The 24,072-nt window shown below is 69.1% G+C and carries 25 protein-coding genes; 19 read left to right on the plus strand and 6 right to left on the minus strand.

The genetic code is table 11. The annotated features are described in order from the left end of the window. The first annotated feature begins 17 nt into the window (after nucleotides 1-17). Both ACFVJ5_RS18815 and ACFVJ5_RS18820 read left to right on the plus strand, forming a co-directional pair. Nucleotides 18-1,022 carry a hypothetical protein gene (locus ACFVJ5_RS18815; protein WP_379221612.1) on the plus strand — a complete coding sequence of 335 codons (1,005 nt, stop codon included), beginning with the start codon at nucleotides 18-20 and terminating at the stop codon, nucleotides 1,020-1,022. A 230-nt stretch (nucleotides 1,023-1,252) separates the two neighbouring features. After that, entirely contained in the window at nucleotides 1,253-3,004 is a 1,752-nt protein-coding gene (locus ACFVJ5_RS18820) for an acyl-CoA dehydrogenase family protein (RefSeq protein ID WP_379221614.1), read from the plus strand. A 57-nt stretch (nucleotides 3,005-3,061) separates the two neighbouring features. On the opposite strand, the gene ACFVJ5_RS18825 is transcribed toward ACFVJ5_RS18820, so the two are convergent. Both ACFVJ5_RS18825 and ACFVJ5_RS18830 read right to left on the minus strand, forming a co-directional pair. Continuing rightward, nucleotides 3,062-3,493 carry a ferritin-like domain-containing protein gene (locus ACFVJ5_RS18825; protein WP_379221616.1) on the minus strand — a complete coding sequence of 144 codons (432 nt, stop codon included), beginning with the start codon at nucleotides 3,491-3,493 and terminating at the stop codon, nucleotides 3,062-3,064. Beyond that, nucleotides 3,490-4,245: a hypothetical protein gene (locus ACFVJ5_RS18830; RefSeq protein ID WP_379221618.1), complete on the minus strand. Its 756-nt coding sequence runs from the start codon at nucleotides 4,243-4,245 to the stop codon at nucleotides 3,490-3,492. The genes ACFVJ5_RS18825 and ACFVJ5_RS18830 overlap by 4 nt, the downstream gene beginning before the upstream one ends. A gap of 183 nt (nucleotides 4,246-4,428) precedes the next feature. Between ACFVJ5_RS18830 and rimP the strand changes: the two genes are divergently transcribed. The 7 genes from rimP to ACFVJ5_RS18865 all read left to right on the plus strand — a co-directional run bounded on the left by rimP (nucleotide 4,429) and on the right by ACFVJ5_RS18865 (nucleotide 11,573). Then, on the plus strand, nucleotides 4,429-5,070 hold the full coding sequence (gene rimP, locus ACFVJ5_RS18835) for a ribosome maturation factor RimP (protein ID WP_379221620.1): 642 nt from the start codon (nucleotides 4,429-4,431) through the stop codon (nucleotides 5,068-5,070). Next, nucleotides 5,067-6,095: a transcription termination factor NusA gene (nusA, locus tag ACFVJ5_RS18840; RefSeq protein ID WP_378626517.1), complete on the plus strand. Its 1,029-nt coding sequence runs from the start codon at nucleotides 5,067-5,069 to the stop codon at nucleotides 6,093-6,095. Before rimP ends, nusA begins: the two co-directional genes overlap by 4 nt. 69 nt (nucleotides 6,096-6,164) lie before the next feature. After that, the gene (locus ACFVJ5_RS18845; RefSeq protein WP_358123225.1) at nucleotides 6,165-6,476 is read left to right on the plus strand and encodes a YlxR family protein; all 312 of its coding nucleotides are present in this window, start codon (nucleotides 6,165-6,167) and stop codon (nucleotides 6,474-6,476) included. A 108-nt stretch (nucleotides 6,477-6,584) separates the two neighbouring features. After that, on the plus strand, nucleotides 6,585-9,608 hold the full coding sequence (infB, locus tag ACFVJ5_RS18850) for a translation initiation factor IF-2 (protein ID WP_379221622.1): 3,024 nt from the start codon (nucleotides 6,585-6,587) through the stop codon (nucleotides 9,606-9,608). A 93-nt stretch (nucleotides 9,609-9,701) separates the two neighbouring features. After that, complete coding sequence (locus ACFVJ5_RS18855; protein WP_056811534.1) at nucleotides 9,702-9,995, plus strand: DUF503 domain-containing protein; 294 nt, start codon at nucleotides 9,702-9,704, stop codon at nucleotides 9,993-9,995. 13 nt (nucleotides 9,996-10,008) lie between these two features. Further along, nucleotides 10,009-10,455, plus strand: a complete 447-nt coding sequence (gene rbfA, locus ACFVJ5_RS18860) for a 30S ribosome-binding factor RbfA (RefSeq protein WP_378912296.1) — start codon at nucleotides 10,009-10,011, stop codon at nucleotides 10,453-10,455. 119 nt (nucleotides 10,456-10,574) lie between these two features. Next, on the plus strand, nucleotides 10,575-11,573 hold the full coding sequence (locus tag ACFVJ5_RS18865) for a bifunctional oligoribonuclease/PAP phosphatase NrnA (RefSeq protein WP_379221625.1): 999 nt from the start codon (nucleotides 10,575-10,577) through the stop codon (nucleotides 11,571-11,573). 1 nt (nucleotide 11,574) lies between these two features. On the opposite strand, the gene ACFVJ5_RS18870 is transcribed toward ACFVJ5_RS18865, so the two are convergent. Then, nucleotides 11,575-12,741: an MFS transporter gene (locus ACFVJ5_RS18870; protein WP_379221627.1), complete on the minus strand. Its 1,167-nt coding sequence runs from the start codon at nucleotides 12,739-12,741 to the stop codon at nucleotides 11,575-11,577. A 357-nt stretch (nucleotides 12,742-13,098) separates the two neighbouring features. Here ACFVJ5_RS18870 and ACFVJ5_RS18875 point away from each other — a divergent pair, with 357 nt between their 5' ends. Both ACFVJ5_RS18875 and ACFVJ5_RS18880 read left to right on the plus strand, forming a co-directional pair. Further along, nucleotides 13,099-14,439: an MATE family efflux transporter gene (locus tag ACFVJ5_RS18875; protein WP_379221629.1), complete on the plus strand. Its 1,341-nt coding sequence runs from the start codon at nucleotides 13,099-13,101 to the stop codon at nucleotides 14,437-14,439. Nucleotides 14,440-14,566: 127 nt separating this feature from the next. Continuing rightward, nucleotides 14,567-15,703, plus strand: a complete 1,137-nt coding sequence (locus ACFVJ5_RS18880; protein ID WP_379221631.1) for a lipase family protein — start codon at nucleotides 14,567-14,569, stop codon at nucleotides 15,701-15,703. Nucleotides 15,704-15,717: 14 nt separating this feature from the next. Here the strand turns inward: ACFVJ5_RS18880 and ACFVJ5_RS18885 are convergent, their stop codons facing one another. After that, nucleotides 15,718-16,026 carry a putative quinol monooxygenase gene (locus ACFVJ5_RS18885; protein WP_379221632.1) on the minus strand — a complete coding sequence of 103 codons (309 nt, stop codon included), beginning with the start codon at nucleotides 16,024-16,026 and terminating at the stop codon, nucleotides 15,718-15,720. 89 nt (nucleotides 16,027-16,115) lie between these two features. Here ACFVJ5_RS18885 and ACFVJ5_RS18890 point away from each other — a divergent pair, with 89 nt between their 5' ends. From ACFVJ5_RS18890 to truB, 4 genes are all read left to right on the plus strand, one after another. Then, on the plus strand, nucleotides 16,116-16,418 hold the full coding sequence (locus ACFVJ5_RS18890; protein ID WP_379221634.1) for an ArsR/SmtB family transcription factor: 303 nt from the start codon (nucleotides 16,116-16,118) through the stop codon (nucleotides 16,416-16,418). Nucleotides 16,419-16,460: 42 nt separating this feature from the next. After that, nucleotides 16,461-17,417: a metallophosphoesterase family protein gene (locus tag ACFVJ5_RS18895; protein ID WP_379221636.1), complete on the plus strand. Its 957-nt coding sequence runs from the start codon at nucleotides 16,461-16,463 to the stop codon at nucleotides 17,415-17,417. Nucleotides 17,418-17,574: 157 nt separating this feature from the next. Further along, complete coding sequence (npt, locus tag ACFVJ5_RS18900; protein ID WP_379221637.1) at nucleotides 17,575-18,246, plus strand: 4'-phosphopantetheinyl transferase Npt; 672 nt, start codon at nucleotides 17,575-17,577, stop codon at nucleotides 18,244-18,246. Further along, on the plus strand, nucleotides 18,246-19,178 hold the full coding sequence (truB, locus tag ACFVJ5_RS18905; RefSeq protein ID WP_379221639.1) for a tRNA pseudouridine(55) synthase TruB: 933 nt from the start codon (nucleotides 18,246-18,248) through the stop codon (nucleotides 19,176-19,178). The genes npt and truB overlap by 1 nt, the downstream gene beginning before the upstream one ends. Before the next feature lie 41 nt (nucleotides 19,179-19,219). Here the strand turns inward: truB and ACFVJ5_RS18910 are convergent, their stop codons facing one another. Continuing rightward, nucleotides 19,220-20,704 carry an FAD/NAD(P)-binding protein gene (locus ACFVJ5_RS18910; RefSeq protein WP_379221641.1) on the minus strand — a complete coding sequence of 495 codons (1,485 nt, stop codon included), beginning with the start codon at nucleotides 20,702-20,704 and terminating at the stop codon, nucleotides 19,220-19,222. Between the two features lie 158 nt (nucleotides 20,705-20,862). Here ACFVJ5_RS18910 and ACFVJ5_RS18915 point away from each other — a divergent pair, with 158 nt between their 5' ends. Further along, nucleotides 20,863-21,978, plus strand: coding sequence for a LuxR C-terminal-related transcriptional regulator (locus tag ACFVJ5_RS18915; protein ID WP_379221643.1), 1,116 nt, complete (start codon nucleotides 20,863-20,865; stop codon nucleotides 21,976-21,978). A gap of 61 nt (nucleotides 21,979-22,039) precedes the next feature. On the opposite strand, the gene ACFVJ5_RS18920 is transcribed toward ACFVJ5_RS18915, so the two are convergent. Further along, a complete protein-coding gene (locus ACFVJ5_RS18920; protein ID WP_379221921.1) occupies nucleotides 22,040-22,363 on the minus strand; it encodes a nitroreductase/quinone reductase family protein in 324 nt (107 codons plus the stop codon). A gap of 34 nt (nucleotides 22,364-22,397) precedes the next feature. Between ACFVJ5_RS18920 and ACFVJ5_RS18925 the strand changes: the two genes are divergently transcribed. From ACFVJ5_RS18925 to ACFVJ5_RS18935, 3 genes are all read left to right on the plus strand, one after another. Then, a complete protein-coding gene (locus ACFVJ5_RS18925) occupies nucleotides 22,398-22,661 on the plus strand; it encodes a TetR-like C-terminal domain-containing protein (RefSeq protein WP_379221645.1) in 264 nt (87 codons plus the stop codon). A gap of 46 nt (nucleotides 22,662-22,707) precedes the next feature. Continuing rightward, on the plus strand, nucleotides 22,708-23,130 hold the full coding sequence (locus ACFVJ5_RS18930) for an EF-hand domain-containing protein (protein WP_379221647.1): 423 nt from the start codon (nucleotides 22,708-22,710) through the stop codon (nucleotides 23,128-23,130). Between the two features lie 110 nt (nucleotides 23,131-23,240). Next, on the plus strand, nucleotides 23,241-24,071 hold the full coding sequence (locus ACFVJ5_RS18935; RefSeq protein WP_379221649.1) for a hypothetical protein: 831 nt from the start codon (nucleotides 23,241-23,243) through the stop codon (nucleotides 24,069-24,071). Nucleotide 24,072: the final 1 nt, after the last annotated feature.

The raw sequence follows: 24,072 nt of genomic DNA on the forward strand, positions 1-24,072 counted from the left end.
TCGCGCTGTCCCACTCGATGCGGGGCAGCGCGATTCGTTGTCTCAGGCGTCGACATCGGAGGAAATCCGTTGGAACCGAACGCATCGACGGCGCGTCCAATCCAGTGGGCGAAGCGGCAGGAATCAGATCCGGTCCGCTCAGGCGTGCGGTAGGGGAGGGCATGGGTAGGTACCGGAGTACGTCCGATTTGCCGCTGCCGGCGGAGTGGAAACGAAAGGCGTTCGGCGCGTATCGCTATACGGTGCTGCCGTTCGTGTGTGCGTTGGTGCTGTGGCCGGTGGTGCTCGGGGTGATCTGGACGATGGTGACAGATCCGGAATCGGTTGCGGGTGGGCTCCTCGGGCTCGTGTTGATCGGCCCCCTGGCCGCTGCGTTCACTGGCTGGGGATGGTCGGAGATTCCCCGAGCCGCTCCGGTGGTCGCTGAATTTCGTGCCACTGATGCAGGCTCCGCGCTCGTGCTGCCGGTGCCGCGTCCTTCCTCGACCGGAAGTTTGGTGGCGATAGCGTTCGGAGTTGTCCTGCTCGGTGCCGGGCTGTGGCAATTCATCGCGTCTCTGGGCGACGACTGGTCGACCGGAGCCGCGTTGTTCTTCCTCCTCTCGCTACCCGCGTTGTTCGCCCTCCTCCTGGGCTTCGGTACCTATCACCCTCGCAAAGCCGTCGGCGATGTCGGCATCGTGCTCACCCCACAGCACATCGCGATCGATTACGGCAAGGGCCCGACCAGGGTTGCCTGGCAGGATGTCTCGGCGGTCGGTGCTCGCAGCCGCCGAGAAGCGTTCAGGTTCGGCAGCGGAACCAACCTGACAAGCCTTGTCACCGGCGATGCCGGCTCCGGCTACCGAACCATCGATATCGTCCACACGGATCTCGAGACCGACCCGACCCGGGTTCACCACCTGTTCATCTTCTACGTGCGCAACCCTGGGATGCGAGCCGAGCTCGGGACCGAACTCGGGCTGGATCGCTTCCGGCGCGCCGGATATGTCGGGGAACACCCCGTCCAGGCCTCGCTGTAATCGCCCCGGATCAGGCGCCGAGGGCGGCGAACATCTTTCGCTTCATCGCGGGGACCGCGCCTGTTGTGCGCAGGGCCGGTTCGCCCAGTGCTCCGCCTGCCCGGTGTCGTGCCCTGGCGCATCGCTTCGGCGAACCTGCTGGCGAGAACTTACGGCTACGTAGGCGAAAGTGCTGGTAGCGGTGCCGCGGGGTCGGCGTGGCGGGTTCGCGGCGCTGATAAGTTAACGGTATGACGAGTTCGCCCAGCCTGCTGTTCAACCCGGCCACCTACGACCCCCAGCATTTCGATGCCGAGACGCGGCGGCTGCTGAAGGCCACCATCGAGTGGTTCGAGTCCAAGGGCAAGGCGCAGCTGCTGGTCGAGGATCGCGACGCGGTGTGGACCTCGGAGTTCCTCGAGTTCGTCGGCAAGGAGAAGCTGTTCGCGACCTTCCTGACACCGGCCGCCTACGCCGACGGCGACCCGAACAAGCGCTGGGACGCGGCACGCAACGCGGCGCTGGCGGAGATCTTCGGGTTCTATGGGCTGGCGTACTGGTACGCCGAGCAGGTCACCATCCTCGGCCTCGGCCCGATCTGGCAGAGCGATAACGAGATCGCCAAGCGCAAGGCCGCCGCCGACCTCGACGACGGTCAGGTGATGGCGTTCGCGCTGTCCGAGCGCGACCACGGCGCCGACATCTACAACACCGACCTGATCCTCACCCCGAGCGAGCCGGGCAGCGCGGACGCCGAGGCGGGCATCCTGTTCCGGGCGAGCGGCGAGAAGTACTACATCGGCAACGGCAACGTCGCCTCGATGGTGTCGGTGTTCTCGCGCCGCGCCGACGTCGAGGGTCCGGCGGGCTACATCTGGTTCGCCGCCGACAGCCGCCACGACGACTACCACCTGATCGAGAGCGTCATCCACGGCCAGATGTATGTCAGCCACTTCCGGCTGGAGAACTACCCGGTGACCGCCGCCGACCTGCTGCACGAAGGGCCGGAGGCCTTCTCGGCCGCGCTCAACACCGTCAACGTCGGCAAGTTCAACCTCTGCCACGGCGGCATCGGCATGGTCGAGCACTCGTTCTTCGAGGCCATCACCCACGCCAACAACCGCATCCTCTACGGCAACCCCGTCACCGACTTCGCCCATGTGCGCGGCAATTTCGTCGACGCCTACGCCCGGTTGATCGCGATGAAGCTGTTCAGCGACCGCGCCGTCGACTACTTCCGCAGCGCCTCGCTCGAGGACCGCCGCTACCTGCTGTTCAACCCGATGACCAAGTCCAAGGTCACCTCCGAGGCCGAGGTCGCGATGACCCTGCTGCTGGATGTGCTGGCGGCCAAGGGATTCGAGAAGGCCACCTACTTCGCGCAGGCCTCGCGCTACATCAACCACCTGCCGCGCCTCGAGGGCACCGTGCACGTGAACGTGGGTCAGATCCTGAAGTTCATGCCGAACTACCTGCTCAACCCGAAGGAATACCCGGCGATCGGCACCGACCTCGCTCCCGGCGACCAGCCGTTCTTCTGGCAGCAGGGTCCGGCGCGCGGCGCGGGCAAGGTGCAGTTCGCCGACTGGACCCCTGCCTACGAGCAGGCATCCGCGGTCCCGAATGTCGGCCGGTTCTACGAGCAGGCTCAAGCGCTGCGCAGCCTGCTGCTCACCGCGGCTCCCGATGCGGACCAGCAGAAGGACCTGGACTTCATGCTGACCATCGGCCACCTGTTCTCCACGGTGGTCTACGGGCAGCTGATTCTCGAGCAGGCCGAGCTCACCGGGCTCGACCGCGATGTGCTCGATCAGATCTTCGACTTCCAGATCCGCGACTTCAACACCCAGGCGGCGGCGCTGCTCGGCAAGCCGTCGGTCACCGAGGCCCAGCGTGCCTGGGCGATCGGGGCCCTGCGCAGCCCGGTTGCCGACGCCGAGCGCTTCGGCCGGGTGTGGCAGCAGGTCGAGGCCTACGACGGCGCGTACGCGATGCGCCCGTAGTCGGGCCCTCGGTTCCGGGTAGGTCGCCGATCTGCCCGGAACCGCCGACTCGGTTCGCTACGCCCGTCCCGGGAAGGTGACGGTGACCGGGACCGATCCCAGAATCGTCTGCCAGCGAGCGCGGCGAACGGCGGCTTCGGTGAGCGCTTCCGTGGCGGTGGCGCGCACCACTTCGTCGGTCGCGTTCTCCACGACCGCGTACCACGCTGCCGCACAATCGGTTTCGACACTCACCGCGAGATGCGCCGCGGGAATCGGGTCGTCGACCGGGGCGGGTGGGGTGTAGGCGGCGCGGGGAGCGTCCGGTGCGGTGCCCTCCGCTTCGAGCAGTTCGGCCGTGCTGTCGCGACGTGCTCGATGCGCGGCGCTGAACTCGGCGACCAGGCGCGACCGGTCGGCATTGGCGTACGCCGCGATCAGGCCGTAGGAGTAGACGGCGGCGTACTCGGCATCGAGTGCGCTCTGCAACGTCGTGCGCTGTTCGGTCATGTCAGCAGGACTCCTGCCTGGGTGGCGCAGGCCGCGCTGATCGACGCGAGAAGTCCTGCGCGATAACCGGATTCGGTGCGGGCCAGGGCGGCGGCGGACTGTTGGGAGCGGACCAGCTGATCACGCACTTGCGCGACGGTGGCCGGCTGCGCGGACGCGGTCTCGACCTCCGAGGCCGGGACCGGCGAGCCGCCGGGGCCGGGCACGGTCAAGACGCCGGTGCGATGGACGGGCGTGGTGCCGTCGCCGTAGACGCCGATCACCCGGTCGATTTCGGTGCGAAGAGCGTCGGCGTGCGCGGTGCGCTCGGTGGCGATCGTGCTCAACGCGGCATTCGACTGGGGCGCCAGCGCGATCGCCGCGGTCGCGGCCGCGGCGTCGGCGCGAGCCATAACTTCTTGCGCGGCAAGAGGATCCGGCGCGTGCACGGTATCGTCCTCGGCGCAGGCGGCCAGCGTGGCCACCACGGGAAGGCCGATCGCGCTCGCGCCGACGAGTCGGAGCACGGTGCGGCGGCGCCACGTCGGACGGGTGTCGACCCGCGCGGTCGCGGACGGCGAAAGCTGCTGCACCGGTGTGGGATGTGGCACTACGGCGGGCGGCGGCGACGCGGTCGCGCCGGTGGGAACCGGCGTCGGCCCGGCGAGGTGCGCGGCGGCCGGCTCGACCCGTAACCGGGAGGGTTCGTGCCGGTCGGAACGCATGCCGGAAGGTCGCCCGGCGCTCGGCGGGACGGTATGGCGGTGGGGCACGAACACCATCGTGCCAGATCTCGCGCGGGGAGTTCGCGCGCGTGGTGACACGCCTCGGGCACGCCGAGTCGGACCGGTGCGTGGCGCCCAGCGCCTGGTCCTTTACACTCTCTGAGCGCGTTACGCTAGACCTTCGGCGTAGATATTTCCGATCGCGTCACAACTGAACCAGGAGCCGCCCATATGCCGATGCCCACCGAGGAAAGGGTGAGCCAGCTAGTCGCTGAGCTCGTCGCACGCCGGGGATTCGACCTCGAGGGCGTCGCGATCGCAGCCGCGGGCAATGGCGAGCTGGCTCCGGTTCGAGTGAAGGTCACCGTCGACAGCGACGGCCCCGCCGACCTGGACGCCATCGCCGCGCTCAGCCGTGAGATGTCCGAAATTCTCGATGCCGCAGGCGATTTCGGCGAATCCGCCTATCTGCTCGAAGTGACGACACCCGGCGTGGAGCGCCCGCTCACCACCGAACGGCATTGGCGGCGCGCACAGGGCCGCAAGGTCCGCGTGAAGCTGGCCGACGGCGCCGAGCGGATCGAGGGCAAGGCCCGTTTCGACGCGCGCGTCGGCCCGCTCGCCGACGACGCCACCGGCACCTCCACCATCGCGCTCGTCATCGGCGGCAAAGTGAAGCCGCATCGCGTTCACGTTCCGATCGCCGATATCGCCGAGGCTGTCGTCCAGGTCGAGTTCAACGCACCGGGCGCCGCCGAACTCGAGCTCGCGGGCGGCATCGCACCGGGCCGCCCCGTACCGGGCGAAGAACCCGCCGACCTCGCCGCACCAGGACAACACAGTGACACTCCCACCGAAGGGGTTGCGGAATGAATATTGAAATCGAAGCCTTGCGGGCGATCGTCGCCGACAAAGGTATCTCGATCGAGACCGTGATCTCGGCGATCGAGTCGGCACTGCTCACCGCCTACCGGCACACCGATGGCCACGAGGCCAACGCACGCATCGACATCAACCAGAAGACCGGTGTGGTGCGGGTGATGGCGCGCGAACTCGACGCCGACGGCAACCTCGTCTCCGAATGGGACGACACCCCGGAGGGTTTCGGCCGCATCGCCGCGACCACCGCCCGCCAGGTGGTGCTGCAGCGGCTACGCGACGCCGAGAACGAGAAGTCCTTCGGCGACTTCGCCACCCATGAGGGCGAGATCGTCGGCGGTGTGGTCCAGCGCGACGCCAGGGCCAATGCCCGCGGCATCGTGGTGGTACGCATCGGCAGCGAGGCCAACGGCGCCGAGGGACTGATCCCGCCCGCCGAGCAGGTGCCGGGGGAGACCTACGAGCACGGCGACCGGATCAAGTGCTACGTCTACGGTGTCTCGCGTGGCCCGCGTGGTCCGCAGATCCAGCTCTCGCGCACCCACCCGAACCTGGTGCGGCGGCTGTTCTCGCTCGAGGTGCCCGAGATCGCCGACGGCTCCGTCGAGATCGTCGCGGTGGCGCGCGAGTCGGGACACCGCTCCAAGATCGCTGTGCAGTCCACCGTGCCGGGCGTGAACGCCAAGGGCGCGTGCATCGGCCCGATGGGTCAGCGCGTGCGCAACGTGATGAGCGAACTGGCGGGCGAGAAGATCGATATCATCGACTACGCCGAGGATCCGGCGACGTTCGTGGGCAATGCGCTCTCGCCGTCGAAGGTGGTTTCGGTCACCGTCGTCGATCCCGACGCCAGGGCCGCACGCGTGATCGTGCCGGACTTCCAGCTCTCCCTCGCCATCGGCAAGGAGGGCCAGAATGCCCGCCTGGCTGCCCGTCTGACGGGCTGGCGCATCGATATCCGCAGCGACGCGGCTCCGCAACCGGACGACTCCGCCCGGCCGGAAGCGCACCGTAGCTGATCCGAACACGTCGAATCCCGACCGGCGGATGACATGTTCGTAACTTCCGGAGGGGAGGGGTTCGTCGTAATGACCGGGTCACCGGTAGAGTGGGTACAGGACCGGCCCGCGCAATCCGTTCGCACCTGTATCGGATGCCGTCAGCGCGAGTCGTCTGCCGACCTGTTGCGGATCGTGGCGCAGCATCGGAACACCGATGTCGCGATTGTTCCCGATCCGCGGCGCAGACAGCCCGGACGGGGTGCATGGCTGCACCCCGTTTCAGTTTGTTTGCGTTCCGCAGAGCGGCGCCGAGCATTCGGCAGAGCCCTACGAGTGTCCGGAAATCTGGATATCTCAGCCCTGGAGCAGTACCTCGAGAACAGGCACGAGCACTCATGAGCACACCGTGAAGCACCAACGATGAACGTCCGTCGGAGATAACCCGAGGTCGTGCGGGCCCGCCTTACCTAGGCGGCGTCACTGCTCGGCCTCTCAGTGAGGAGAGCAGTGGCAGGCAAGGCCCGCGTGCACGAGTTGGCTAAAGAGCTCGGTGTCACAAGCAAGGAACTACTCGCGAAGCTCAAGGAGCAAGGCGAGTTCGTGAAGTCGGCGTCCTCGACGGTGGAAGCACCCGTCGCACGTCGTCTGCGCGAATCCCTGGCGTCGAAGTCCGCTCCGGCGGCCGATGCCAAGTCGGCGGCCCGTCCCGGCCCGTCGTCGGCAGCAGCAGCCCGTCCGGCTGCCAAGCCCACCCCCGGTGGCCCTCGCCCCGGTCCGCGTCCGGCTCCGGCCGCTCCCGCCCCGGCAGCAGCCGCTGCCGCGCCGGTCGCGCCGAAGCCCGAACCGGCCGCTCCGGTCGAGGCCAAGCCCGCTACTCCGGCACCCGCGAGCCCCGCTCCGGCCGCCGCGCAGTCGGCGGCTCCGGCCACCAAGCCCGCAGGCGCCCCCGCGCCCGGCCCGCGTCCGGCTCCCGCCGCGCCGCGTCCGGCACAGGCTCCCGCCGCAGGTCAGGCCCGTCCGGGTCAGGCGACTCCGGGTGCTGCCGCACCCGGTCCGCGTCCGGCCGGTCCCGGCCCGAAGCCGGGGCCCAAGGCTCCGCGCGTCGGCAACAACCCGTTCAGCTCGGCGCCCGACCGTGAGCGTCCGGCACCGCGTCCCGCCCCGCAGGGTGGCCCGCGTCCGACTCCGGGTCAGGGCGGTCCCCGTCCGGCTCCCGGTCAGGGTGGCCCGCGTCCGGCTCCCGGTCAGGGCGGTCCCCGCCCCGGTCAGGGTGGTCAGGGCCAGCGTCCGGCCGCCGCGCAGGGCGGTGCCCCGCGTCCCGGTGGTCCCCGTCCCAACCCGGGTTCGATGCCTCCGCGTCCGAACCCCGGTGCCATGCCCGCACGCTCCGCACGTCCCGGCCCCGCGGCCAATGGCCGTCCGGGTCGTCCCGGCGGCGCTCCCGGCGGTGGCGGCGCAGGCCGTCCCGGTGGTGGCGGCGGCGGTGGCGGCTACCGCGGTGGCGGTGGCGGTGCCCCCGGCGCTCCCGGTGCCGGTGCTCCCGCGGCCGGTGGTTTCCGTGGTCGTCCCGGTGGCGGCGGCGGTCGTCCCGGTGGTCCCGGTGGCCGTGGTGGCGCAGCCGGTGCGTTCGGTCGTCCCGGCGGCGCGGTCCGTCGTGGCCGTAAGTCGAAGCGGGCGAAGCGCGCCGAGTACGAGAACATGCAGGCTCCCGCCGTCGGTGGCGTGCGTCTGCCCCGCGGCAACGGTGAGATCATCCGTCTCGCCCGTGGCGCGTCGCTGTCGGACTTCGCCGAGAAGATCGACGCGAACCCCGCAGCTCTCGTGCAGGCACTGTTCAACCTCGGCGAGATGGTCACCGCGACCCAGTCGGTGAACGACGAGACCCTCGAGCTGCTCGGCGGCGAGATGAACTACGTCGTCCACGTGGTCAGCCCCGAGGACGAAGATCGCGAACTGCTGCAGTCGTTCGACCTCACCTACGGCGAAGACGCCGGCGGCGAGGACGACCTCGAGCACCGTCCGCCGGTCGTGACCGTCATGGGTCACGTCGACCACGGTAAGACCCGACTGCTCGACACGATCCGTAAGGCCAACGTCGCTGAGGGCGAGGCCGGTGGCATCACCCAGCACATCGGTGCCTACCAGGTGCTCACCAACCTCAACGAGGAAGAGCGTCTGATCACCTTCATCGACACCCCGGGTCACGAGGCGTTCACCGCCATGCGTGCTCGTGGTGCGAAGGCCACCGATATCGCGATCCTCGTTGTCGCGGCCGACGACGGCGTCATGCCGCAGACGGTGGAAGCGATCAACCACGCGCAGGCCGCTGATGTGCCGATCGTCGTCGCGATCAACAAGATCGACAAAGAGGGTGCGAACCCGGACAAGATCAAGCAGCAGCTCACCGAGTACGGCCTGGTCACCGAGGAGTACGGCGGCGACACCATGTTCGTCAACATCTCGGCCAAGCAGGGCACCAACATCGATCAGCTGCTCGAAGCCGTGCTGCTGACCGCGGATGCCTCGCTCGACCTGCGGGCCAACCCGGACATGGACGCCCAGGGTGTCGCCATCGAGGCGCACCTCGACCGCGGCCGTGGCCCCGTGGCCACCGTGCTCATCCAGCGCGGCACGCTGCACGTCGGCGACTCGATCGTGGCGGGCGACGCCTACGGTCGCGTCCGTCGCATGGTCGACGAGCACGGCGAGGACGTCCACGCGGCGACCCCGTCGCGCCCGGTCCAGGTCATCGGTTTCACCTCGGTGCCCGGCGCCGGTGACAACCTGATCGTGGTCGAGGAAGACCGCATCGCCCGTCAGATCGCCGATCGCCGCAACGCACGCAAGCGCAACGCGCTGGCCGCTCGCAGCCGCAAGCGGATCAGCCTGGAAGATCTGGATGCCGCACTGAAGGAGACTTCGGAGCTCAACCTGATCCTCAAGGGCGACAACTCCGGTACCGTCGAGGCCCTCGAAGAGGCCCTGCTCGGGATCGAGATCGACGACGAGGTGCGTCTGCGCGTCATCGACCGCGGTGTCGGTGGCGTCACCGAGACCAACGTCAACCTGGCGTCGGCCTCCAACGCGATCATCATCGGCTTCAACGTCCGCGCGGAGGGCAAGGCCACTGAGCTGGCCAACCGCGAAGGCGTCGACATCCGGTACTACTCGGTCATCTACCAGGCGATCGACGAGATCGAGAAGGCCCTCAAGGGCATGCTCAAGCCGATCTACGAAGAGGTCGAGCTGGGCCGCGCCGAGATCCGCGCGATCTTCCGTTCGTCCAAGATCGGCAACATCGCCGGTTGCATGGTCACCTCGGGCTCGGTCAAGCGCAACGCCAAGGCGCGCCTGATCCGTGACGGTCGAGTGATCGCGGAGACGATGACCATCTCCTCGCTCAAGCGGGAGAAGGACGACGCTCCTGAGGTTCGCGAAGGTTTCGAGTGCGGTATGACCGTCACCTACAGCGACATCAAGGACGGCGACATCATCGAGGCTTACGAGCTTCGTGAAAAGCCGCGCGACTGATCAACGCAATACCGCTCGATCCACGCCGCATCCGATTCTTCGGGTGCGGCGTGGAGTCTTGCGGGAACCCCATCTACCAGGAGGTGAGCACCGCTGTTCATCGGTGCGCTCGAATTCGATCTACTGCTCGGTGACGTGCATTCGCTCAAGGAGAAGCGGTCGGTGATCCGGCCGATCCTCGCCGAGCTACAGAAGCGCTTCGGCGTGAATGCCGCCGAAGCCGGAGATCAGGACCTGCACCGCCGGGCACTGCTCGGCGTGGCCATGGTCAGTGCGGAAACGGGACACCTGAACGAGGTGCTCGACAAGTGTGAGCGGCACGTTGCCGCGCGTCCGGAGATAGAGTTGCTGGCAGTACGCCGCCGGATCTTCGGACCCGAAGACTAAGGGAGGTACCGCCATGGTTGATCAAGCCAGGGCACGCCGGCTCGCCAAGCGGATTTCCGCGATCGTGGCCACCGCGATCGAATACGAGATCAAGGATCCGCGGCTGCGGTTCGTCACCGTCACCGATGCCAAGGTGACCGGGGATCTGCGCGAGGCGAACGTCTATTACACGGTGATGGGCGAGACCATCGACGCCGAGCCCGACTACGTCGAGGCCGCCGCCGGGCTCGACGCGGCCAAGGGTGTGTTGCGGTCGAAGGTGGGCGCGGGTACCGGAGTGAAGTTCACCCCGATCCTGTCCTTCACTCTCGATAAGGTGCCCGAGGTGGCCCGCGAGATGGAAGAGTTGCTCGCGAGAGCTCGCGCCATCGACGACGAGGTGGCCAAGGTCGCCGCCAACGCCAAGCACGCGGGCGAGGCCGACCCGTACAAGGCCGATCGCGACGACGAAGACGAGTAGGCAGGCATGTCCGGTCAGCGCCCGCGGGCGGTAGCCCGAGTGACCACGCAGGGTGCGTCATCCTGCCCGGTGGGCACCGCCTTGTCGGGCCGACGACCGGTGCCCGTCGTGGACGCCGGATGACCAGCGTCCGCGACGGGACCGAACTGGGCACGGCCGTCGCCGCCTTGGCGGCGGCGCGCTCGGTGACGATCCTGTGCCACGTGCAGCCCGATGCCGACACCGTCGGGAGCGGGCTGGCGCTGGCCTTGGCGCTGCACCGGCGCGAGGTACCGGTGTGTGTGTCCTTCGCCGAGCCCGCCGAGCTGCCCGCTTCGTTGCGCACGCTGCCCGGTGTGCACTTGGTCGTGCCGCCCGCGCAGGTGCCGGACGAGGTGGACCTGCTGATCGTCGTCGACTGCGGCGCGCGCAGCCGTCTCGGCGCTCTCGCCGACCGATTACCCGGTGCCACAATGACACTGGTGATCGATCATCATCGGGCCAACGACGGCTTCGGCACCGTCGACCTGATCGACGAATCCGCGGCCTCGACCACCGAACTGGTGACCCGGCTCCTCGACGCCTGGGGCGTGGAGATCGACGCCCCCATCGCGCACTGCCTGTTCGCGGGCCTGGTCACCGACACCGGCTCGTTCCGCTGGGCCCGTCCCGGCAGCCACGCCATGGCCGAGCGCCTGCTCGCCACCGGCATCGACGGCACCGAGATCACCCGCGTCCTGCTCGACACCCACCCCTACGCCTGGCTCCCGATGCTGTCGAAGGTGCTGTCCACCGCCGTGGTCGTGCCCGCCGCCGCCGGTGTCGGCCTGGTCTACGCGCTCGTGCGCGCCGCCGACACCCACGACGTGGGCCCCGAAGAGGTCGAGAGCGTCATCGACGTCATCCGCACCACCGCCGAAGCGGGCATCGCCGCCGTCTTCAAGGAAGCCCGCGGCCAGAACGACCGCTGGACGGTCTCCCTGCGCTCGCGCGATTCCGCCCCGGGCCGCACCGACGGCGTCGATGTCGCCGCGGTCGCCGGCGTTTTCGGCGGCGGCGGGCACCGCTTCGCCGCCGGTTACACCACCTACGGCAACGCCGACGATGTGGTCCGCGCCCTGATCGCGGCCCTGGGCTGAGCTAGATCGCGTCGACTGTCTTCTCGCGACGTAGGCGCAGGGCCAGGGGGACGCCGAGGATGGTGGTGGCGGCGCAGAGGGTGAAGGCCAGGGCAGGCTGGTCTACGAGGAGGCCGGTCAGGCCCGCTACGACGAGGCCGCCGAGGTTGCCGGTCATCCAGATGAGGCCCGCGGCGGTGCCTTCCGCGGCGCCGGTGTGGCGTTCGGCCATGGCCAGCACGATCGGGAGGGCCGGGAGCAGGGTCAGGCCGATGAGGACGAAGGCGAGGAAACCGGTGGCCAGGCCGGGGGCGAGGGCGACGAGCAGGCAGGCGGCAGCGCTGGCGGTGAGGCCGACCATCACGGCCGGGAGTTCGATGCCGCGGCGCAGGACCGCGACCGGGATCACCGCGCAGCCGACGACACCGGCGAGGACGTTCACCAGCAGCACGATGCTGGCCGCGTCGGCGCTCACGCCGGACGGTTCCAGCAGTGCCTGGCCGAAGGTCGCCAGCGCGACGAACGTGCCGAAGGGGAAGAACACGGTGACGCAGAGCCGGCGTACGTACCGGTCGCCGAGGGTCGCTCGGAGCGCGACGAGCGAGGTCGAGGTGCTCGCGGCAGGTCCGGTGCCCGCGCGCATCAGTTCGACGGTCAGTGCGACCGCGGCCAGGGCGGCGAAGATCGTGCCGATCGCGGCGAGTGTGGTGAGCTGGCTTTCCCCGGGCAGCGCCGCGCCGAGCACGAACGCGGCGGCCATCCCGGCGAAGGTGCTCGCGGTGCCCACCGCGATGCCGGTCGGCCGGTCCTTCTCGTCGAGATAGTGCCCCGCGATGCCGGTGATGGCATTGAGCACCAGCGGTTGCGCGATGGCGACGACGGTCTGACCGATGAGCACGATCGCGAAACCGCCGTCGAGTAGGCGCAGCGCCGCACCGATCGCGGTGAGGACCGCGCCGGCGATCAGGCTGGGGCGGAACCAGCGATCCAGCGCGATTCCGGCGGGTACCGCGAGCACGACGTAGAGCAGCGGGAACATGTTCGCCAGCCACCCGATCGCGGACTCGGACACACCGAAGTGCTCCGCCGCCACGGTCGTCACCGGCGCGTAGGTGAGCCATACCAGCTGGGTGGCCGCGCCGACCAGGGCGAACGCCGTGATCACCCGCCATCGCTGCACAAACACCATGGTCGATCCTGAGTTGTCCGGGCGAACCAGGCGTCCGCGGTATGTCATCGGTCCACCCGAGCTGGGCAGACGACCAGTATTGTTACTCATCCTGCCCGCCGTCCACACTTCGTACCTGCGATTTCGTGCCGATCGGTAAGTGCGTCCGCGACCGGCGGTGTGGGTGGCGGCGTCGGTGCACGACCACCGCGAACATGATCATGCCCGGCGATCGGCGAGATCGCCCTGGTGGCGATGCACGTGATGGGTGATGTGTCGGTGGCGTGTGCCACCATCGGCAGGTCGGCGGCGCGTCCGATGAGTTCGTGGTGACGGTGGGAGGTCGGTGTGGGGTCCGCTGAACCGAGGGACGAAGCCGTGACCGGCGATGAGGTCGACCAGGTCGGGCCGCGGCGAATTCTCGGCATCGCCGTGCCCACCCTGGGTGTGTTGGTCGCCGAGCCGCTGTATCTGCTCTTCGACATCGCGGTGGTCGGCAGGCTGGGGGCGCTGGCACTGGCCGGGCTGGCCGTCGGTGCCGTGATCCTCGGGACGGTGAGCACCCAGTTGACGTTCCTGTCCTATGGGACGACCGCGCGTGCGGCCCGGAGACACGGTGCGGGGGATCGGACAGGTGCTGTCGAGGAGGGTGTGCAGGCCAGCTGGGTGGGTGTCGGGATCGGGCTGGTGATCGTCGCGGTGATCCAATTGTTCGCGGTGCCACTGTGTTCGGTGCTCTCCGGCGGTGGGGAGATCGCCGACGAGGCGTTGATCTGGGTGCGGATCGCGCTGTTCGGCGTGCCGTTGATCCTGCTGTCGATGGCGGGCAACGGGTGGATGCGCGGTGTGCAGGATGTGCGACGGCCACTGACCTACGTGGTGGTGGGCCTGGCGCTCTCGGCGGTGCTGTGTCCGGTCCTGGTGTACGGACTGCTCGGCGCACCGCGGATGGAACTGGCCGGTTCGGCGGTGGCGAATCTCGTCGGCCAATCGGTCTCGGGCGTTCTGTTCGCCTATGCCCTACTGCGCGAACGTGTTTCGCTGCGACCGCGCCTCGCGGTGATGCGCGCTCAACTCGTTCTCGGGCGCGACCTCATCGTCCGCAGTCTGTCGTTCCAGATCTGCTTCGTCTCCGCCGCCGCGGTGGCCGCCCGTTTCGGCGCCGCGTCCGTGGCGGCCCACCAGTTGGTCCTGCAACTCTGGAATTTCCTCGCCCTGACCCTGGACTCGCTCGCCATCGCCGCCCAGACCCTGGTCGGCGCGGCCCTCGGCGCGGGAAATGCCCACGGTGCCAAGGCGATCGCCCGCCGGGTCACGGTGTGGTCCGAGATCTTCGCCCTGCTCCTCGCCGCCGTCTTCGCCGCGGGCGTGACCGCGATACCACTGCTGTTCACCGACGATCCCCAGGTCCTCGAACGCACCCACGTCATCTGGTGGTTCTTCGTCGCGATGATCCCGGTGGCCGGCGCGGTGTTCGCCCTCGACGGTGTCCTGCTCGGTGCGGGCGACGCCGCCTTCCTGCGCACCGCGACCCTCGTCGCCGCGCTGACCGGGTTCTTGCCGTTGATCTGGCTGTCGCTGATCTTCGACTGGGGCGTGGCGGGAATCTGGACCGGTTTGGTCGTCTTCATGTTGGCTCGGCTGCTGGCCGTCATCGCCCGCGCACGATCCGGCCGCTGGGCCAAGGTGGGCGCCGAACTCCCGCAGGGCGCCGCCTAGCTCTGCGGAAACCGCTGTGACGCAGCGTATTCGATGGAGGTGACGGGAACGGCGGTGCTTCTGGCCAGTCGATCGCCTACCGTCGGAAGTGCGGACAAGGGGATTCGACGATGGAGGAGCTATGGCCGTGCACGATGTGATTGCCCAGGGCGGCCGGGTGGCGGTGGCCGCGGCATCGGTGCTGATCGGTGCGATCGGTGCGGGGCCGACGGCGCAGGCGGTGCCCGTCGCGCCGGGCCAGCTCGTTTCCCACACCGCGCAGCCCGCGGGCTGGGGTGAGTGGTCGCGGGCGGCCGTCGTCGAATATCGCACGGAGGGCGCGACGCGCGGCATCACGAACGCGGCAGGGCTGTTGCTGCTCCCGGATTCGCCCGCCCCGGACGGTGGTTACCCGGTGGTCGCGTGGGATCACGGGACCAGTGGGCTCGGGCCCCGGTGTGGCCTCACCACCGACAAGGCGCGGCATGAACGCCCGCTGCTGCAAGCGTTCCTCGATCGTGGCTGGGCGGTGGTCGCCCCGGATTACCTCGGCCTGTCGCCCGGCTCCGACACCGTGCACCCCTACCTGCACACTCGCACCGAGGCCACGGCCACGATCGACCTGGTTCGTGCGGCGCGGGCCGCGGAGCCGAGTCTGGCGCCGACGTGGGCCGTGGTCGGCGGTTCGCAGGGTGGACATGCCGCACTGGGGACGGGCAACCTCGCCGACGACTACGCGCCCGAACTGGACTTCCGCGGCACCGTGGCGCTGGCGCCGGAATCCAATTACGAGCAGATCCTGACCCGGCTCGACCCCACCATCCCGAACCTCCCGGTGGTGGACCGGCTCGTCGGCCCGTTCGCGGGCATGCTCGCCGGGCTTCGCGCCACCCGGCCCGACCTGGATGTGAACGGTCTGCTCAGCGCGCGTGGGCGCGAGGTGGTCGACGCGATCGCCACCAGTTGTGTCGACGATTTCGACCGGGCCGTCGGCGGCGCGTCGATCGGCGCGCTCCTGGCGAAGCCCGTGGCCGCCGACGGCATCGGCGAGGCCCTGCGCGACTACATGGTGGTCCCCACGGTCGGCTATCGCCAGCCGGTGTTGATCGCCCACGGCGCGGCCGACACCGTGGTTCCGCTGCCGCTGACGTTCGCGCTGCTCGCGCAGATGCGGTCGGCGGGCACCCAGGTCGAGTTCGCGCAGTACCCGGGCGGACACGAACAGGTCGGCGTCGAATCGCAGGAACGGGTGCTGGCGTTCGTCGACGGCCTACTCAGCGCCTGACCCGGGAGCGCGGCTCAGCGGGGGTAGGGGCTGAGCATGTCGATCCAGCGGATGTCCAGGTCGCGGGTCAGGAAGTCGAGGCGGGAATTCCAGAAGTCCTGCATGTGCGGCAGGGCGAGGTGGCGGTCGAGGTCGGCTTTGCTGCGCCATACCTCGTAGAACACGAAGACCGACGGGTCGTCGCTGTCGACGTGGAAGTGGTATTCGAGGCAGCCCTCTTCGGCGCGGGTCGGTTCGACGAACGAGAGCAGCAGCTCGCGCAGGTCGTCGCGGCGTTCCGGTTTCGGGTGGGCGAACCCCACCAGCGCGTAGGTGCTCGACATGATGCTCCTTAGGTACGATGTTCTACGTACCTAAGGACGCTAGGTGGCCGATAGGTATGACGCAAGCCGTACCTATGTGGAGGTGGTGGGTGGACGAGGAACTCGAGCTGGGAGCGGTACTCGGCGCGCTGGCCGATACGCTGCGGCGTCGCGTGATCACCCTGCTCGCGCTGGATCCCGCCGATGGGGACCGCAGCTGCTCGTCGTTCGACCTCCCGGTGACGAAGGCGACCCGCACCCACCACTTCCGGGTGCTGCGCGAGGCGGGGCTGGTCCGGCAGGTGAATTACGGCAATCGCAGCACCGTGGTCTTGCGGCGGGCCGACCTCGACGCGCGGTTTCCTGGGCTGCTCGCGCTGCTGGTGGCCGAGGCGGCCGACGCGCAGGGGTGAACCCGCCGGTGCCGCGCGGCCGGGGTGTGCCACTGTGGACAGGTGATTCCGAAGTTGATGGCGGTCAGCGATGTGCACGTGGGGCATCAGGGCAACAAGCCTGTGGTGGAGCAGATCGTTCCCGATTCGCCCGAGGACTGGCTGATCGTCGCCGGTGACGTGGGGGAGAAGGCCGACGAGGTGCGGTGGGCGCTGGAGCTGCTGCGCGGCCGCTTCGCCAAGGTGATCTGGGTGCCGGGTAACCACGAGCTGTGGACCACGCCGAAGGATCCGGTGCAGATGCACGGCGCCGCCCGCTACGACTATCTCGTCGCGATGTGCCGTGACCTCGATGTCGTCACCCCCGAGGATCCGTTCCCGGTGTGGACGGGGCCGGGCGCCGAGAAGTACGGCGGCCGGGTCACCTTGGCGCCGATGTTCCTGCTCTACGACTACTCGTGGCGACCGGCGGGCACCACGACCAAGGCGGAGGGTTTGGCGCTGGCGCGCGAACGCAATGTCGTGGCGACCGACGAGTTCCTGCTGGCCCCCGATCCGTACCTCACCCGCGACGCCTGGTGCCACGCCCGCGTCCAGTACACCCAGCGCCGCCTTGACGCGCTGCCCACCGACACCCCGCTGGTGATGATCAACCACTTCCCCCTGGTCCGCCAGCCCACCGACATCCTGTTCTACCCGGAGTTCTCGCTGTGGTGCGGCACCGACCTCACCGCCGACTGGCACACCAGCTACAACGTGGTCTGCTCGGTCTACGGCCACCTCCACATCCCCCGCACCACCTACTACGACGGTGTCCGCTTCGAAGAGGTCTCCCTCGGCTACCCCCGCGAATGGAAACGCCGAGGCATGCCGGAACCGCTGCTCCGCCAGATCCTTCCCGACCCGGTCTACGCCGAAGGCGACCTGAACTCCTGGGGCGGCCACTTCAAGGTCACCCCGGAGATGGAAGCCGCTGCCGCCGAGATGCGCGAGAAGGCCGAGCGCAGGCGAGGCATCTGACAGCGAATTTGCACGAGAACCCCACGCCTGATTTCGTAAGAACATCGGCAACTCACCGGGCACGAGCAAACCCGCCCACCCCGGTACCGCCAGACGCCAACGCTGACCCAACCAGCGTCGAGGTCTGGCCACAATACGCGGAGAGGCGGACAAGTCAGTGCTGGAGAGGATTTTGCCGAGGAGTGTGGCTTCGGCGGAGTTGCTGGTGTTCCCGGACGATCTCACGGCCCACCCCGCCGAGGAGCACCTGATCGCCAAGTCCGTGGAGAAGCGTCGCCGGGATTTCATCGGCGCCAGGCACTGTGCTCGCCTGGCCCTCGAACAGCTCGGTGAGCAGCCTGTCGCGATCGGCAAGGGCGAACGCGGCATGCCGCTGTTCCCGCGCGGCATCGTCGGCAGCCTCACCCATTGCGACGGATACCGTGCCGCCGCGATGGCGCATTCGCTGCGTTTCCGCTCGGTCGGTATCGACGCCGAACCGCACGACACCCTGCCCGAGGGAGTGCTCGATTCGGTCAGCCTGCCCGCCGAACGGGAGTGGCTGTCCGCCACGCCCGGCGAGGGCCTGCATCTGGATCGGCTGCTGTTCTGTGCCAAAGAGGCCACCTACAAAGCCTGGTTCCCACTCACGCTGCGCTGGCTCGGTTTCGAGGACGCGCACATCACCTTCGAGATCGACTCCCGCACAGACGATGCGGGCTCGGGCACTTTTCATACGAAGCTGCTCGTGCCCGGCCTGGCGAACGACGGCGGCGCCGCGCTGACCGAGTTCGACGGCAACTGGTTGATCGCCGACGGGCTGATCCTGACCGCGATCGCACACGGCTGATGGCGGCGCGAGTGTCGCGGGTGGGCGAGCTCGGCGGTCTCGTGATCGTCGACAAGGACAGCGGTCTCACCAGCCACGACGTCGTGGCGCGCAGCCGAAAGCTGTTGCAGACCAAGAAGGTCGGCCACGCGGGCACCCTCGACCCGATGGCCACCGGGGTGCTGGTGCTCGGGGTGGAGCGGGCCACGAAACTGCTCGGCCAGCTGCTGCTCACCACCAAGGCCTACACCGCGACGATCCGCCTCGGCCAGGCCACGAACACCGACGACGCCGAGGGGGAGGTCACCGCGACCACACCCGCGCTGCACGTCACCGACGACGAGATCGCGGCCGGTGTCGCGGCCCTGACCGGTGACATCGAGCAGGTCCCCGCCACGGTGAGCGCCATCAAGGTCGACGGTGAGCGGGCCTACGCGCGCGTGCGCGCCGGCGAAGAGGTGCAACTGGCCGCCCGTCCGGTCACGGTGTCGCGCTTCGACATCCTGGCCCGGCGCGATGTCGCCGACGGTGAATTCGTGGATGTCGACGTCGCGGTCGAATGCACCTCCGGCACCTACATCCGCGCCCTGGCCCGCGACCTCGGCGCGGCCCTCGGTGTGGGCGGACACCTGACAGCGTTGCGCCGGACCAGGGTCGGTCCCTTCACCCTCGAACACGCCCGCACCCTCGAACAACTCGCGACCGCCGCCGAAACCGAGCAGCCCCTGCTCAGTCTCGATATCGACGCCGCCGTCCGCACCGCCTTCCCGCTCCGCGACATCGACGAATCGCAGGCCACCGACCTGCGGACCGGCCGCTGGCTCGAGCCTGTCGGCATCAAGGGCGTCTACGCCGCGATCGACCCACGGGGCCGGGCTATCGCACTCCTCGAGGAGAGCGGCAAACGTGCGGGCTCGGTGATGGTGGTGCGCCCGAGAGGGATCGGCGACTGACGAGCTCGTCGGTCGATGCCCGCCTTGTGGCCGGGCAGAGGTCAGCTGCTCACGGGCAGTGCCTCGCGCCGGGATTCCGGTAGACCGGATTCCTTGGTCAGGTGCTCGGCCAGCAGTGCCGCTTCCGCGGCGAGGCCGGGCGGGTTGGTGGCGATGAACATCGAATCCGCCGCCAGGTTGCCGAGGACGTGCCAGGTGTCGGCGTGCAGTGTGCGGGTGCGTGGTTCGGCGCGGAGACCACCGGTGGGCGCGACTTCCGCTGTGCCGCTGTCGAGCAGGTGCGTCATCAGCGCCTCGGTGTCCTGCGGGGTGACATAGGCGGGTGGGTTGACGGCATTGATCACGATGTCGGCCGTCCCGGTGGATTCGCCGGCCAGCGTGAACCCGGTGTGGTCCGCCGTGATCGCGGTGAGTCCGGTGCGCAACCGCACCTGACCCGAATCCAGCAGGCGCAGCAGGATTTCCGCGTTGTGCGGGACCATCGGTGAGCTGAGGCTGCTGATCGTGCGGTAGTGATCGGTCCGCAACATCGTCCGGTCGGCCGCGGTCAGGGCAGGCCACAGGATCGGGCCCATCGTGCGAATCGCCATCGTGAGCAGGCGTCGGCCCAGCAGTGGGGAGTCGACATCGGCGAGCTGGCGGCGCAGGCGAAGCACCGGGTCCTCGGAGCCGGTCGCGCGGATCTCGGCGGCGAACTCGTCGAAATCCTCACCCAGGTCCGCCAATTCGGCACGCAGGAGCGCGACCACCTCGGTGAACTCGACCGCCCCGCCCGCCGCCAGGTCCAGTGCGGCGGACGGGGTGAGATGGCGCGGCGACAACGGTCGTGGACGTTGCTGGACGAACGGCAGGATTCCGCTGCGCGAGAGCACGGTGATCGGACCTCGATGGCCGTTCTCGGTCAACGCCGCCGTGATGTCGACGGCGGTCAGGCCGCTACCGATCACGGCTACCCGAGCCTCGGGAGCCACCTCGGTGAGCGTGCGCGCCAGCGGATACGGCTCGTCGAAGTAGCCGGGGGCGCCGGTCAGTCCGTACTGGTCGCGGGGGCGGCCGCTGCCGACGCAGAGCACCACGCGATCCACCGGATAGGTCACACCGCCCTCGGTGCGCAGGACCACCGGCTGTTCCTGCGCGACGCCGGTGACCCGGTCGTTCACCACGTCGACCCGCCATCCGTGGCGCCGCAGCCGGTCGATCGATGCCCGCGCCGACTGCTCGAGGTACTCGCCGTACATCGCGCGCGGCACGATCGGCTGCCCCAACCCGGGGTCGAGGAAGCGCACCGCATCCGGTCGCTGTGCGAGCCAGTCCTGGAAATGCCCACGATCGCCCGCTCGCGCGGACATCAGCGCGGGTGGGGCGTTCACTCGCACCGCGGGCACATCGCGCTGATAGGCCCGCCCACGCCACAGCGCCGCGGACCCTTCGAACACGGTGATCGTGCCCGGTGCCCCGTCGGCGCACGCGAGCGCGTCGAGCAACCCGACCGCGGCCACTCCCGCACCGATGATCCCGATTCGCATATCGACTCCTGTCGTCGGAGGGCGTTGCCGCGCACTCTGATTCGATGGCGTGCCCGACTTCGTGCACGCTCCGTGATCAGCGTGGTCGCGCCGGTGCCGCTGCGGAATCCCGCGTTTGCGGGATGGTTCCGAGCATTGAAAGCGACGACAATGGGCGCATGACCGCCCCGGCTACGCCATCCCTGTCCACCCTGCTCAGGGAGATCGTCGCGGCACCGGATGCGCACGAGCTGTTCGAGCGGACTTCCACCCGACTGCGCCGGTCCGTTGGCTTCGATGCCGCGGTGTGGGTGGCCACCGATCCGGTCAACGGGCTGACGACCGCGCCGGTGCGGGTGGAGAACCTGCACGAGGGCGGCTGCGGAACCTACTGGGAGTCGGAGCTTTTCGCCGAGCACGTCAATCTGTTCCGCGATCTGGCGGTGGCGCAGGTGCCGGTAGCGGGGCTGCGCGCGGTGACCGGCGACCGGCCGACGCTGAGCCCGCTGTATCGAAGTTTCATGCGACCCCGCGGATTCGGCGACGAACTGCGGGCCGTGCTGCGCGTGGACGGTCAGAGTTGGGGGCAGGTGAGCTTGTTCCGGGAACGCGGCAGACAGGCCTTCGCCGACGCCGATATGGCGGTGCTGCACGCGCTCTCGGCCCCGATGGCACGGCGCCTGCGCGGCTTCGCGCGACCGGCGACCACGGGTTCGAGCGGCGTCCACGCGCCCGGCCTGCTGCTGTTCGGCGCCGACGGCGCACTGCTGTCGGTGAACGACGAAGCCCGCGAGCTGCTCGCGTTGATGCCACCTGGCCCGTCCACCACGACCGACGCCGGACTCGAATTGCCGTTGCCTGTCTGGATTCTCAGCACCGCGGGGCGTGCGCGGCTCACCGGCGACAGCGCTCGCATCCGCATTCGCACCCCGACCGGGCAGTGGCTCGTCTGCCACGCCTCGTGTCTGCGTGACGCGAACGGCGCACCGACTACGACGGCGCTGGTGATCGAACACGCGGCCCCGTCGGACGTCGCCGCGCTCATCGTCGCCGCCTACGAACTGACCCGCCGCGAACTGGAGGTCACCGAACTCATCGCGGCGGGACTGTCCACCGCCGCCATCGCCCGGCACCTGCTCGTCTCCGCCCACACCGTGCGCGACCACGTGAAGTCCGTCTTCGACAAGACTGGTGTCACCAGCCGGGGCGAGCTCGTCGCGGCCCTGTTCACCGAATACCGGCAACCGGCGTCCGAATCGGTCACGCTGCGTGTGCTCGACGGACAGGCCGGCTGAGCGCTGCCGGCGAAAGGGGCTGCGCTACAACGTGGTAGTTGCCGCCGGTGATCCGGGTTCCTCAGGTGGGGTCCAGATCTATCCGGATCGTGAGCAGATCCGTGCCGAGCGCACGCACCATCATGCTGTTGAACCGGGGCAGCTCACGAAGTCGCGCCCGTGCGTCGTCGGCGGGGAGCGGGTGGGCCGTGCCGGCGTGCCAGCGGGCGCCCAGCCGTAGGCGCACCCGCGGCTTCGCCTCGATGTTGAGGACGTAGGCCGAGGCCGTGCCGTGGTCGCTGACCATCCAGAACGAGTCACCCACCCGGCGGCCGCCGATCGGAGTGCGGCGAGCGAGTCCGGTGCGGCGGCCGGTGGTTTCCAGCAGCGCCGTTCCCGGCATCATCCGGCCTGCCAGATGTCGAGTCACCGGATTGACGATGCTGCGCGCGATTCTGGCCGACGCCCAACGTGATCGGCAGGTCGCCGACCTGCTCGCCGAGTTCGTCGCTGTCCGCCGCAGCGCGCTCGCCCGCATACTCGCGCGCGACGGTGCGAACTCGGGCGACGTGGACCTGCTGGTCGACCAGGCCTTCGGCGTGCTCTGGTACCGGCTCGCGGTGACCCGCGCCCCGCTGAGCGCCGATCTCGCGGACCGCCTGGCCGACTCCTTGTGCGCCGCACCCACTCCGGCGAATCCGTAGAGTGACCGAAACGGTCGGTGGCCGGCCGTGGAAGAGGGATCGTGAGATGAGTGCAGAGTCGGTCGACACGTTCACACTGTGGGATCGCGACGGTGACGGACTGGTGTCGGTGGACGACATCGCCGACGGAATCCGTTCGGCGGGAATCGAAGTCGACCAGGAGGCAGTCGAGCGGATGGTCGCCGCCGCGGACACCAACGGTGATTTTCTCGTCTCCCGTGCCGAATTCGACGCCGCCGTCGTCGAGGGGCGGATCGAGGTCACCGACGCCGACGCGGCGTTCCGGGTCTTCGACACCAACGGTGACGGCCGGATCTCGGTGGCCGAGCTGGAATCGCTGATCCGGCACGTGGGTGCGGGGCGCATCGACGAACCGGCCGCCGACCTGCTCGCGGCCGCCGATCAGGACGGCGACGGCTACCTCTCGCTGCCCGAATTCCGGGTACTGCTGGATTTCCTGTCGCGTTGACGGCCCCTCGGCGGCCGCACCTGTCGTCAGGGGTGCTGGACGGCGGATAACACCCTGCTCGGAACGGGCGATAGCGAAGATGTATAGCTTTCGCGTCGGAGGGGCAGACCATGGCTGCGATCAGGACGATCTGGATCGGTGCCGTCGCCGGTGCGACGGTAGTGCTCGCGGGCTGTGCGGGCGGCGATCCGCAGGCGCCGGGATCGAGTTCGGCGCGTCCGACCACCACGATCACCGCGCCGATCTCGATCGCCACGCCCAGCGCTGCTCCCGCTGTCACGCCCGCCGGTCGTCCGGGCGCCGCCCCCTCGCATTCCGTGGGTGCGTCCACCGCCCCGGCGAAGACCGCCAGGCCACCCGAAGTCGCGACCGGCACCGTGGTGCTGCGCACCGTGACGCTGTCCGGGATCCCCGTTCCCGGTGTGCCGGTGTACCTGTCGTTGCAGCAGCCGTGTGATCCGTCGGGCCACGACATCCCCGTCGGTGAGACGGTGGAAACCCTGCGCCGCGACGGTGTCACCGACGAGCAGGGCCGGGCGGCCTTCGTCACCGAAATCGGTTGCTACCGCTTCGGGATGACCGCGCCCGCCGGAACGAACCCGGTCCCCGAGGGCATGCACTCGCTGTTCCTGATCACCCCGGGCGGCACGGCCACCGGTCAGCTGCGCTTCCAGGACGCCCCGCCCGAACCCGCTCCCGCCTGCGCCGAATCCACCATCGAAACCGAACTCGGCGTCGATCCGGGACCCGTCGCCACCATTCCCGACTGTGACGGGCAGTGGGGTGTCATCCGCTGGGATACCCCCGGCGACAACCAGCGCGTGATCACCCGCACGTCGGGAACCTGGACCACCTACGTCAGGTTCCCCCACGACATCTGCTGGTCCAGCGCCGTCGCCGACGGCGTTCCGGACCGACTCCGTCCCTACTTCGCCTGCTGAT

It is taken from the genome of Nocardia sp. NPDC127606, assembly GCF_042671725.1.
Taxonomy (GTDB): Bacteria; Actinomycetota; Actinomycetes; order Mycobacteriales; family Mycobacteriaceae; genus Nocardia.

Bases quoted from the DNA above. Each gene is read 5' to 3' on its own strand.
- ACFVJ5_RS18815 (WP_379221612.1), top strand. From the start codon at position 18: ATGCGGGGCAGCGCGATTCGTTGTCTCAGGCGTCGACATCGGAGGAAA.
- ACFVJ5_RS18820 (WP_379221614.1), top strand. From the start codon at position 1,253: ATGACGAGTTCGCCCAGCCTGCTGTTCAACCCGGCCACCTACGACCCC.
- ACFVJ5_RS18825 (WP_379221616.1), bottom strand. From the start codon at position 3,493: ATGACCGAACAGCGCACGACGTTGCAGAGCGCACTCGATGCCGAGTAC.
- rimP (WP_379221620.1), top strand. From the start codon at position 4,429: ATGCCGATGCCCACCGAGGAAAGGGTGAGCCAGCTAGTCGCTGAGCTC.
- nusA (WP_378626517.1), top strand. From the start codon at position 5,067: ATGAATATTGAAATCGAAGCCTTGCGGGCGATCGTCGCCGACAAAGGT.
- ACFVJ5_RS18845 (WP_358123225.1), top strand. From the start codon at position 6,165: ATGACCGGGTCACCGGTAGAGTGGGTACAGGACCGGCCCGCGCAATCC.
- rbfA (WP_378912296.1), top strand. From the start codon at position 10,009: ATGGTTGATCAAGCCAGGGCACGCCGGCTCGCCAAGCGGATTTCCGCG.
- ACFVJ5_RS18865 (WP_379221625.1), top strand. From the start codon at position 10,575: ATGACCAGCGTCCGCGACGGGACCGAACTGGGCACGGCCGTCGCCGCC.
- ACFVJ5_RS18870 (WP_379221627.1), bottom strand. From the start codon at position 12,741: ATGGTGTTTGTGCAGCGATGGCGGGTGATCACGGCGTTCGCCCTGGTC.
- ACFVJ5_RS18885 (WP_379221632.1), bottom strand. From the start codon at position 16,026: ATGTCGAGCACCTACGCGCTGGTGGGGTTCGCCCACCCGAAACCGGAA.
- truB (WP_379221639.1), top strand. From the start codon at position 18,246: ATGGCGGCGCGAGTGTCGCGGGTGGGCGAGCTCGGCGGTCTCGTGATC.
- ACFVJ5_RS18910 (WP_379221641.1), bottom strand. From the start codon at position 20,704: ATGCGAATCGGGATCATCGGTGCGGGAGTGGCCGCGGTCGGGTTGCTC.
- ACFVJ5_RS18915 (WP_379221643.1), top strand. From the start codon at position 20,863: ATGACCGCCCCGGCTACGCCATCCCTGTCCACCCTGCTCAGGGAGATC.
- ACFVJ5_RS18920 (WP_379221921.1), bottom strand. From the start codon at position 22,363: ATGATGCCGGGAACGGCGCTGCTGGAAACCACCGGCCGCCGCACCGGA.
- ACFVJ5_RS18925 (WP_379221645.1), top strand. From the start codon at position 22,398: ATGCTGCGCGCGATTCTGGCCGACGCCCAACGTGATCGGCAGGTCGCC.
- ACFVJ5_RS18930 (WP_379221647.1), top strand. From the start codon at position 22,708: ATGAGTGCAGAGTCGGTCGACACGTTCACACTGTGGGATCGCGACGGT.
- ACFVJ5_RS18935 (WP_379221649.1), top strand. From the start codon at position 23,241: ATGGCTGCGATCAGGACGATCTGGATCGGTGCCGTCGCCGGTGCGACG.